We start from the raw sequence: 11632 nt of genomic DNA, 5'->3' as shown, positions 1-11632 counted from the left end.
GTCTTATAAATATCATCAAGTCAAATGAGGAAAAATATAAGTCAAAATATTTTTTTGAAATAAATTTTTTGAATTGATTTACAGTGTGTTGTATTTGCTCAGAATTAAGTCTAATTTTAAGTCATAAATTTTACCTGTGTTTTGGTCAAAAGGGTATAAAGTAATTAATCCATTTAGGTACTTAGTGTAGCTGATATTAATTATTATTTGTGAAAAAATATTGAAAACTGATCTTTAGAACAGGTACTATTTTATTAAGAATCACCTATTTCATGCATTTATCCCGTAAAATACAAAAAGCAATAGCCGAGCATCCTAAAGTTTTAGCTGCATTAAAGATAAAAGGAAAGGAAAATACCTGGGAAGATTTTACACGAACCCAGTTTAACCTGGTTGCCCGGGTAATAAATAAACAAATAAGCCTGGAAGTACAGGCCAATCCCGACCTGGTTGAAATGGGGCTGATTATAGGCCGCCAGCAGATCAACAATCAACTGGAGGCATTGCGTTGCCAAAACGTATATGATTTTATAAAGTACCTTGGCAATATGGGCGAATACCGCGTTTATAACTGGATAAGCGGTAAAACCCTGCAAAGCTACTGGAACGGCGGCGAGGCAAAATATATTAAGGTAAACGCGCTGCTGGTTTTTTTACAGGTGCCTTTCAACAATTGGGATGCCTGGCAAAAAGAAACGGGCAAAAGTACCAGCCCCTACAGGCATAACCTTGCAAAGGCGCCGGTTGCAGGGCTTAGCTTAAGCAAGTCGTCTATATCGGTTATTAAAAGCTATTTTTTGGGTAATTATTTTTTGTACTATCAAAAAACGGATGGCAGCAAAAATGTAATTAAAACCCCCTTTGTTTTAAAGGAGCACGAAAGCGGGCAGGTGGTTGTAAAATCGGTATCCGAAGGGCACCGGTATAGTGGTAAGGTTGTTGGTATAAGAGATGGCTGCCTGTACATCAATTGCCAGAATCTGGATTTTGAAGAAATGGAACAGTATATTTTTAACCTGGGCCTCGAAACAAAACCCGAAGTACTGTTTGGTGTAAGCAACACGGTAAGTGTAAAAAACAGGCAGGCAGTAGCACTCAAAAATATCCTCGTTAAGCAAAAAAATAACCATCCCGATTTTGAAAATATCCCCGAAGCAGAAATTCCCTTTAATAAACAGTACGAAACCAATACCGAGGAAGCCATAATTGTTAATTACCTTAAGCAATCGGCCAATAATATTATTACCACGTTTACATGCTGTAACCTTAATGATGTTGCCGGGTTAAGTGTATAAGCAGTTTGATTTGTTATAACTATACAGAGCGGATTTGCACAGCAACGCTATAGGTAGGGGATTGCCTCGTACTTTATAATGACGTGTTTTTAAGTTATTGATTATCAGTGTTATTTTTAATATAATCTATGTCATTGCGAGGTACGAAGCAATCGCATGCTATACAGAGCGGACCTGCACAGTTCGCGATTGCCACGCTGCGCTCGTATGACATGGGTGTTATGAGCCCCTAAACCCTACACGTCATCCCCATTTTTCCAGGATTATTCGCAATGACGCTTGGATATGTGCTTCATTAGAAGTGTAAAATTTCCTCAGGGGCGTAGCCCCGAAACATTTTGTAACAACGGGTTTCAACCCGTTGAATCTGGGCGATGAAAAACGGAGAACCATAGGTTCGGCACATATACCGATAAATGGACCGTTCCTACGGAACTGTTAACAGGAGCGGTTATCGTCAACGGGTTAAAACCCGTTGTTACAATATGATTCGTCCGCTATGCGGACTATATTAAAAAGCTTATCCATATAAAACGTTATTGAACCATAATTAAATGTATTTATGTATGGTAACAACAAAAAACTATGCATTCAAATTGTCGCTAATCAATTATTTTGGCTAAAGCCCTGACTTCTTATTTATCCTTACCCGTCCCATAAATGGGGACGGCAATGAATTTGTCTGCTATGTTATAATTCATTGCCGTTGGCTTTAGCCAACGGATAAATGGCTATCAAAAACAGGGCTTTAGCCAAATTCAGCTTGACTGCAATAAACTAAGTAGCAAGCAAACGATTAGAATATACTGACGGCAATTTGAATTGCAAAAACTATGTTTTTATCTGTACTCATTGATGTATACATTTGAATATTCAATTACAGACCAAAAATTTCAATGCTTAAAGCGAACCRACAGTAACAATAAACCGGGGCTGCCGCATTTATGGAGTTTAAAAACATATAATTGGATAAATTACACGCCTAATTATTGTGATGAAGATTGAGGAAGAATTAAACAGGATACTGCCTGCTACCCGTATCAAAACCCGCTATATCGACCTGGTATCATTTGCATCAGATGCCGGCTTTTATTATTTAGTGCCAAAAGCTATAGTTCAACCCATTGGTGAGGATGAAATTGTTGCCTTATTTAAGTTTTCTCATCAGTATAACATCCCGCTGGTTTTTCGTACCGGTGGTACAAGTCTTTCCGGTCAGTCTATTACAGATGGCATCCTGGTAGACCTGAGCCAGTTTTGGGATAAGATAACCATTGAAGAATCCGGAAACCTGGTGCGGGTGCAGCCTGGCATTACCGGGCAAATGGTTAATACATTCTTAAAAAAACACAAAAAAAAGATAGGTCCCGATCCGTCAAGTATCAGCGCAGCCATGATGGGGGGTATTTTATCAAACAATGCCAGCGGTATGTGTTGCGGCGTTAAACTCAACTCCTATCACACCACCAAATTCATCAGGTTTGTATTACCCAATGGGAAAGTTTTTAGTACCGAAGATAAAAACGACTATCTCCGGTTTCAGCATGAATGTATTGAGCTCTATCAGCTATTAAAAGATTTAAAGGTTCGTATTGAATCAAATAAGGTTTTGTATCATAAGATCAGGAATAAATATCAAACCAAAAATACGGTTGGTTATTCGTTAAATGCTTTTATTGATCATACCCACCCATTGGATATATTGGCGCATTTGTTAATTGGGGCCGAAGGTACGCTGGCATTTATTGCTGAAGCGGTATTGGAAACCGTTCCCGATTATCCATGCAAATCAACCGCACTGCTTTATTTCCCCGATATCTATTCGGCTTGCCAGGCAATTATCCCCCTTACTGACGCCGGGGCTTTGATGGTGGAACTGATGGACAGGGCATCGTTAAGATCGGTGGAGAATATGGTTGGGATGCCTGCAATTGTAAAGGAATTGCCGCCAGCTGCCGCAGCTTTGTTGATTGAGTTCCAGGAAAATACTTATGAGGAACTGGAATTTAAGGTTAATGGATTTTTACAGTCGATAGCGCAGTTGTCATTACTTAATGCCCCTGTTTTTACAGGCAACCCTGCTGAACAGGATTTTTTCTGGAAAGTTAGAAAAGGACTTTTCCCGGCTGTGGGCGCAGTACGCGCAAGCGGAACAACCGTAATTTTAGAAGACCTTACTTTCCCGGTAAGTAAATTGGGCGATGCTATTTTAGACCTGCAGGACCTGTTTGTAAAATACAATTACAACAATGCTATCATTTTTGGACATGCAAAAGATGGCAATATTCATTTTGTAGTTACACAATCATTTGATACACCCGCAGAGGTAAAAAGATATGACCTGTTTTTAAGGGAAGTTGTGGCTTTAGTGGTAGATAAATATGACGGTAGTTTAAAGGCCGAGCATGGTACCGGCCGCAATATGGCACCGTTTGTTGAAACAGAATGGGGTGGCGAGGCTTACGATATTATGAAAGTAATAAAGCAGGCTATCGACCCGAACAGGCTCCTAAACCCGGGAGTGATCATTAACGACGATGCTGAAGCGCACCTGAAGGATTTGAAAGAACTGCCATCTGTAGAAGCAGAAGTTGATAAATGTATTGAATGCGGGTATTGTGAACATAAATGCCCGAGCCGTAATTTAACTACTACGCCAAGGCGGCGTATTGTGATAAGGAGGGTGTTAAAGAAGTTGCAAAAGGCGGGCAATGTGCAGGAGTACAAGCTCCTGCTTGATCAGTATCAATATGATGGTTTGGAAACCTGTGCCGTAGATGGTCTTTGCGCTACCGCCTGCCCGGTTGATATTAATACCGGCGACCTGGTAAAACGTTTACGAAGAGAAAATCATTCTGCCTTTCAAAACAGCGTGGCGTTGTTTGTAGCTAAAAACTTTAAAACAGCAGAGTGGGGGATCCGTACCGGGATAAAAGCCGGTTTTGCCCTAAATAAGGTTTTTGGCAGCAAAACGATGTATAAGCTCACCAAATTAGGGAAGCGAATTGTGCCGGCAATGCCCTTATGGACAGATCAGCTCACTTATCCACCTCGTTTATCCTTTAGATCAGTGGATAATGTTGGTAATGTGTATACAGGTAATTCTATTGTATATTTCCCGGCCTGTATCTCAAGAATGTTGGGTACTTACAAGGGGAAAGAAAAGAATATTATGGACACCTTTTTGAGCGTGTGCGCAAAATCGGGTGTAAAGGTGCGTGTAATGGAAAATTTAAGCGGGAGTTGCTGCAGCCAGGTATATTCTTCTAAAGGATTTAAGGACGCATATGGATATACTGCTAACGACATTGTGCAAAGGTTATGGCTGTCGAGCAATAAAGGACAGCTACCGGTAGTAACAGACGTGAGCTCGTGTGCTTACACCTTGCACAATATAAGGGGCATACTTACAGCAGGTAACCAAATTAAATTTGATACGCTTAAGATTTTGGATAGCATAGATTTTTTCCATGATTATGTTAAGCCTGTTGTTACCGTAAAGCAGAAAAAAGGCAGCATTACCGTACACACCGTTTGCTCGTTGGAGAAAATGAAAACCGTAAATAAGTTTGTGGAGTTAGCTAAGCATTTTGCGGATGAGGTAACCGTTCCTAAACACGGCGGATGTTGTGGAATGGCCGGGGACCGGGGCTTTTTATTTCCCGAACTGACCGATTCTGCTACCATGGCCGAGGCGTTGGAAGTTAAACAAGGGAACTACGAGGGATATTATTCCTCTACCAAAACCTGCGAAATGGCCATGTCAAAAGCCGTTTCCGAAAATTATGAATCTATCCTTTACCTGATGGATGAAACTACTTAACCATAAAAGTTAAAGGCAGAATGTACAAAGCTAAAAGCCAATACATTGGTTTTTTAGGTATAAAACAATAAATATTAAACGCATGGCGCAAAAAGAATTAAGAAGCAGGGCATGGTTTGGCCGTAAAGGCAAGGATGGTTTTATATACCGGGCCTGGATGAAAAACCAGGGCATTCCTGATTATGAATTTGAGAACAAACCGGTAATAGGAATTTGTAATACCTGGAGCGAACTGACCCCATGTAATGCTCATTTTCGTGAACTTGCCGAATCGGTTAAACGGGGTATTTTAGAAGCCGGTGGTTTCCCGGTTGAATTCCCGGTAATGTCGTTGGGCGAGACTTTAATGAAACCTACCGCAATGCTGTACCGCAACCTGGCCAGTATGGATGTGGAAGAATCCATCAGGGCAAATCCTTTGGATGGGGTGGTGTTGCTATGCGGTTGCGATAAAACTACGCCATCGTTGGTAATGGGGGCATGCAGTGTTAATATTCCCACTATAGTTGTATCCGGCGGGCCAATGCTAACCGGTAACCATAGGGGCAACCAAATTGGTACCAGCGATGTATGGCGATACCATGATGATGTACGTGCAGGCAAAATAATGGAAGAGGAATTGTTAACCATTGAAGCGGCCATGTGCCGTAGCCAGGGGCATTGCGCGGTAATGGGTACAGCTTCATCAATGGCTTGTATGGTTGAATCTTTAGGGCTGTCGTTACCGGGAAATGCCGCTATACCTGCTGCAGATTCACGACGGAAGGTTTTGGCCCAGCTCTCGGGTTTACGTATAGTTGAAATGGTAAAAGAGGATCTGAAGCTATCGGATATATTGACAAGAAATGCATTTGAGAACGCCATAAAAGTAAATGCTGCAATTGGCGGGTCAACAAATTTTGTAATCCACCTGTTAGCCATTGCCGGCAGAATAGGGGTGAAACTTGAATTGAAAGATTTCGATCACCTCTCTAAAAATATTCCGCTGATAGCAAATCTTCAGCCTTCGGGTAAATATTTTATGGAAGACCTGTTTTATGCAGGCGGCTTACCGGTTGTATTAAAAGCTTTGGATAACATTCTCCACAGCGATTGTATTACTGCAAACGGGAAAACCATCGCTGATAATTACAGCAAGGCAATAGGTTATAATAGCGATGTAATCACTACCGTTGATGCCCCTTTTAATACAGCTACCGGGCTTGCCATTTTAACGGGCAACTTATGCGAAGCCGGGGCGGTTATTAAGCCATCAGCTGCAAGTCCGCATTTAATGCAGCATACCGGTAAAGCGGTTGTTTTTGAAAATATTGAGGATTTTAAGGCACGTATTGATACGGATGAATTGGAAGTAGACGAAAACAGTGTGTTGGTATTAAAAAACGTTGGCCCCAAAGGCTATCCCGGTATGCCCGAAGTTGGCAACATGGGTATCCCTAAAAAGTTACTGGATAAAGGTATTAAAGATATGGTGCGCATATCCGACGGCAGAATGAGTGGAACCGGTTTTGGAACCGTTGTATTACATGTATCTCCGGAAGCGCATACCGGCGGCAGTTTTGCCATGATCAAAACCGGTGATATGATAACGCTTGACGTTCCGAACAGGTTATTAAACGTTGATATAAGTACAGCGGAATTTGCTGAAAGAAAGAAACAGTATTTACCACCCGCGCCGGTTACGGACAGGGGGTATGTGAAACTTTATATAGATCATGTTCAGCAGGCGCATTTAGGCGCCGACATGGATTTTTTAGTCGGCGGATCTGGCGGTAAGGTATTAAGGGATTCCCATTAATTATATATGATGAGTTTTAACAATAAAGTTGCCATAGTAACAGGAGCAGGCCAGGGTATTGGTTTTGAGATATGCAGAATGCTTGCTGAAAAGGGAGCAAAAGTGATCCTAAATGATATAGAAGCCGACCTGGCTGATAACGCAGCAATGCTGATCAACCAAAGCAAGGGCGGTAATTGTTTAGCTATGGCTGGAGACTCCGGTGATGTTGCCTTTATAAACAGGATGGTTGATACCGCAGTTGAGCGTTACGGACGATTGGATATTGTAATAGCCAACGCGGGGATTACTTTATATGGTGATTTTTTTACCTACACCAAGGAATCATTTTCCAAGGTAATGGATGTCAATCTTGGCGGCTCATTTTTCCTGGCGCAGGCGGCGGCAAAACAAATGAAGCAACAGGATAATGGCGGGGCTATCCTGTTTACCTCGTCGGTTGTTGGGCACCAGGCGCTTAAAAGCCTTGCAGCCTACGCCATGACCAAAGCAGCCTTAGAAATGCTGGCTAAAAACCTGGTGATCGAGCTTTCGCAATATAAGATCAACGTAAATACCGTAGCGCCGGGAGCAACCCTAACCGAGCGCACTACCGGGGAGGCCGACTATGAACGTGTCTGGTCGAACATAACCCCGATGGGGCGTCCCGCTTACGTTTCGGATATAGCTAATACCGCTTTGTTTTTAGTATCAGATGAGGCTAAGCACATCACAGGCCAGAGCTTAATTGTTGATGGGGGATGGACATCTGTAAGTGCTTTACCCAACGGACTTAAGTAAAAGTAATTAAGCAAAGGGCCCCCTTTTGCAAAAAAAAACCTTTTTGTCATCCTGAACGGAGTGAGGGATCTATTATTCGCCATGCTTCTTCGCCCTGTACAGTCTGCGAATAGATCCTTTACTCCGTTCAGGATGACCAACCTTTTAAAACCGCATTTCCCCTTCGCCGTTTCGCGAAATTTTACCACTCGTATTATAGTTAAAGCCCTGCGTGTACATTTGCATCCCAGCTAAATGTTAAGTAAATTTAGAGGTTATAAATCAATTGACCGATCTCCCCATTTCATGCGTTTAAAGATATTTATAGGTTTAATTTTAAGTTGTGCTATATGTTTTACTTCTATAGCGCAGGAAAATAAATATCAGTTTTCGCACCTGGATATAAATGATGGTCTATCACATAACCAAATTAACTGTTTCTACAAAGATTCGGAAGGGTTTATGTGGTTTGGTACCTCATCGGGCTTAAACAGGTACGATGGTTATACTTTTAAAGTATTTAAGCATAGTTCAAAAAATAAAAACTCCGTCGTTGATGATTACATTGTAAATATTTTTGAAGGGCCGGGGCAAAAACTTTGGCTTGAAACCCGCGGTGGATTTTGTATATATGATCCTGTAAGCGAGCAATTTAGAGGTGCTGTGTATAATGTGCTAAGGGAATGGAAACTGCCGGAATACGATATCACTAAAATAAAAAAAGACAATACAGGAAATTACTGGTTTGTACACAGAACTTCAGGTGTGTACAAATATAACGCCCAAAACAGGCAAACCCATCATTACGGCTATTTGGTAAACTCCGCCTCCTCTTTGCATTCAACTTATGTGGTTGACATGGCGGTTGATACCAGGAACAACATTTGGTTTGTTCACCAGGATGGTTTCATAGAAATGCTGGATAGTAAACTGGATAAAATTACCTATCGCACAAATGTTTTAAGTAAGGCGGTTGATGGTAAAATAAGAAAGTATTCATTAACAATTGACCGCGATAATGAGCTGTGGTTCTACGCATCCTCCGTTAACCTGGGTGTTTATTATTTTAACCCTGTAACCAAGGCAGTTAAGCATTTAGATAAGGATACAGCGCCGTCAAAATTAAAGTCAAATATTGTCAATACTATAGTCCAGGCTGATGACGGTTTAATATGGATAGCTACAGATCATGGTGGAATAAATGTATTGGATAAAAAAGATTTTAAGTTCACTTATTTATTAAACCGGGAGGATGATGCCAAATCGCTTAAACAAAACAGCGTAATACTGTATAAAGATTATTCGGGTATCCTGTGGGCCGGAACTTTTAAAGAAGGGATAAGCTACTATCATAAAAATATTATCAGGTTTCCGTTGTACAGGCATTTCGCGTCAGATCCGAATAGTTTGAGCTTTGAGGATGTAGACAAATTTGCAGAAGACAAAAACGGCAATTTATGGATAGGAACAAACGGTGGTGGCTTAATATATCTTAACCGTAAAACCGGGAAATATACCCAATATAAATACGATCCTAATAACAGTAATAGCTTGTGTAATGATATCATTGTGAGCTTGTGTATCGATCACGACCAAAAATTGTGGATAGGTACTTACTTCGGGGGGCTTGATTGTTTTGACGGAAAAACCTTTACCCATTACCGGCACAATGATAAGATTGCCACCAGCGTAGCCGATGACCGGATCTGGAGCATAATGGAAGACTCATCGCATCGCTTATGGGTAGGTACATTTGCCGGTGGTTTGGATCTTTTTGATCAGTCAAAAAAAATATTTTACCACCCCTTTAAGTTAAGCGAGATACAATCGCCATATGTTTCTTCCATTTGTGAGGATAAGGATGGCAATATTTGGGTTGGGGGATACGCCGGTGTAAATGTAATTATGAAGCACACCAAAAAAATTATGCATTATGTGCGTAATACCCGTGTGCCCAACAGCCTTTTAGCCGATAATGTAAACAGCATTACACAGGATAGCCGGGGATTGATGTGGATAGCTACCAAAGATGGTGTGAGTATATTAAATTTTAAAACAGGCAGGTTTACCTCGCTTGTAAAAGAAAATGGATTGCCCGACAATTTGATTTTAAATATCCTCGAAGATAATGAGGGAAGGATGTGGCTAAGCACCTCCAATGGTCTTTGCCGCGTTACTTTATCGGCTGCCGGCAGTAAATACAATTTTCAGTTTAAAAACTTTGATGAAACTGATGGCTTGCAGGCAAGGGAGTTTAATGTAAATGCCGCATTAAAAACCAGTAAAGGCGAAATGGTTTTTGGCGGAGGGCACGGGTTCAATATATTTAATCCGCAGAACATTCAATCAAACGTAAATAAGCCAAAGCTGGTTTTTACCAATTTTCAGCTGTTTAATAAAAATGTATCGGCAAATGATACGGTTAATGGCCATGTTATATTGAGTAAGGCCATTTCGGTAACCAATTCTATAACGCTTAACCACAGCGAAAACGTTTTTACTATTGAGTTTGCTGCACTCAACTTTTTTAATCCCAACAAGGTGAAATATAAGTATATGCTGGAGGGCTTTGATAAAGGCTGGCTTACCGCGCCAACACGCAAGGCAACCTACACCAACCTTGATGGCGGAGACTATATATTTAAAGTGCTGGTTTCAAACGCGGATGGGGTATGGAACCCGGATTACATTACCCTGAAGATAAAAGTAAAGCCTCCGTTTTGGAAATCGCCGCTGGCATATTTGATTTATACACTACTGATTGTTGGGGTACTTTTTCTCATCCGTCGTCGTGGAATTCAAAAAATCAGGAGGGAGTTTACTGCCGAGCAGGAGAAAAAAGAAATAAAAAGCATGATTGAGCGCGAAAGGCAGGAGCTTGAACGCATGCAGGAGATTGACAAGCTGAAAACCAAGTTCCTGACCAATGTAAGCCACGAATTCAGAACACCGCTATCGTTGATCATGGCGCCGGTTGATAAAATGCTCCATCATACGGCAGATGCTGATCAGAAGCAACAATTAAACATGGTGAAGAAAAATGCCAGGCGCTTATTAAACCTGGTAAATCAACTGCTCGACTTTCGTAAAATGGAAGTACATGAATTGAAGCTGCATTCTAAACCGGGAGACATCATTAAATTTATTAAAGAGATCTCGCTATCATTTACAGATATAGCAGATGAAAAAAGAATTGGCTTTGTGTTTGATACGGAGATAGAAACGCTGAAAACGAGTTTCGATCATGATAAAATAGAAAGGATATTGTTTAACCTGCTTTCAAACGCATTTAAATTTACCCCGTCAGGCCGGCATGTAAGTGTGCTGCTTAGCTTAGTTGAAGAAAAATCGGCTCATCCATTTAAGTTATTGGAAATTAAAGTAATGGATACAGGCATAGGGATAGGCAAGGATAAACTGGATCGGATCTTCGACCGTTTTTTCCAGAATGACCTCCCCGGCTCCATGCTTAACCAGGGAAGCGGCATTGGCTTATCTATCACCAAAGAATTTGTTAACATGCACCAGGGCAAAATTTTTGTAGAGAGCGAGCCGGAGCATGGCAGTTGTTTTATTATTCATTTACCGGTGATGACAAGCGGTGATTTAAGCGCCGAAACACCATTGGATGATACGCACCTGGTGGAAAGTGCTGTTCAGGGAAATAAAAGTAGTAACAAAAACCCATCCGAAGTTAGTTCAAAACAAACGGTATTGATAGTTGAAGATAATGACGATTTTCGCTTCTATCTCAAAGATAATCTTAAGGATACTTTTCATATTATAGAGGCATTAAATGGTAAGGAGGGCTGGCAAAAGGCACTGGCTTTACACCCTGATATTATGGTAAGTGATATCAGTATGCCCGAAATGAATGGGAGAGACCTTTGCCGCAAAATTAAAAGCGATAGCCGTACATCACATATCCCCATAATTTTACTTACCGCGCTAATAGGT

At 41.1% G+C, this 11632-nt stretch carries 5 protein-coding genes; all 5 read left to right on the top strand.

What is annotated here, in order from left to right; translation table 11 throughout:
• Nucleotides 1-272: 272 nt before the first annotated feature.
• Nucleotides 273-1295: a hypothetical protein gene (locus AC1DPZ_RS14925; RefSeq protein WP_477404704.1), complete on the top strand. Its 1023-nt coding sequence runs from the start codon at nucleotides 273-275 to the stop codon at nucleotides 1293-1295.
• Nucleotides 1296-2289: 994 nt separating this feature from the next.
• Entirely contained in the window at nucleotides 2290-5118 is a 2829-nt protein-coding gene (locus tag AC1DPZ_RS14920) for an FAD-binding and (Fe-S)-binding domain-containing protein (protein ID WP_477404702.1), read from the top strand.
• A gap of 82 nt (nucleotides 5119-5200) precedes the next feature.
• On the top strand, nucleotides 5201-6916 hold the full coding sequence (locus AC1DPZ_RS14915; RefSeq protein ID WP_477404700.1) for an IlvD/Edd family dehydratase: 1716 nt from the start codon (nucleotides 5201-5203) through the stop codon (nucleotides 6914-6916).
• A 6-nt stretch (nucleotides 6917-6922) separates the two neighbouring features.
• Nucleotides 6923-7696, top strand: a complete 774-nt coding sequence (locus AC1DPZ_RS14910) for an SDR family NAD(P)-dependent oxidoreductase (protein ID WP_477404698.1) — start codon at nucleotides 6923-6925, stop codon at nucleotides 7694-7696.
• A gap of 285 nt (nucleotides 7697-7981) precedes the next feature.
• The coding region (locus tag AC1DPZ_RS14905) for a two-component regulator propeller domain-containing protein (RefSeq protein ID WP_477404696.1) at nucleotides 7982-11632 on the top strand (3651 nt) is incomplete at its 3' end.

The sequence above is a fragment of the Mucilaginibacter sp. P4_G9 genome, assembly GCF_056400985.1.
Note: the sequence above shows the minus strand (reverse complement) of the source record. Positions and strands in the feature narration are given on the sequence as shown.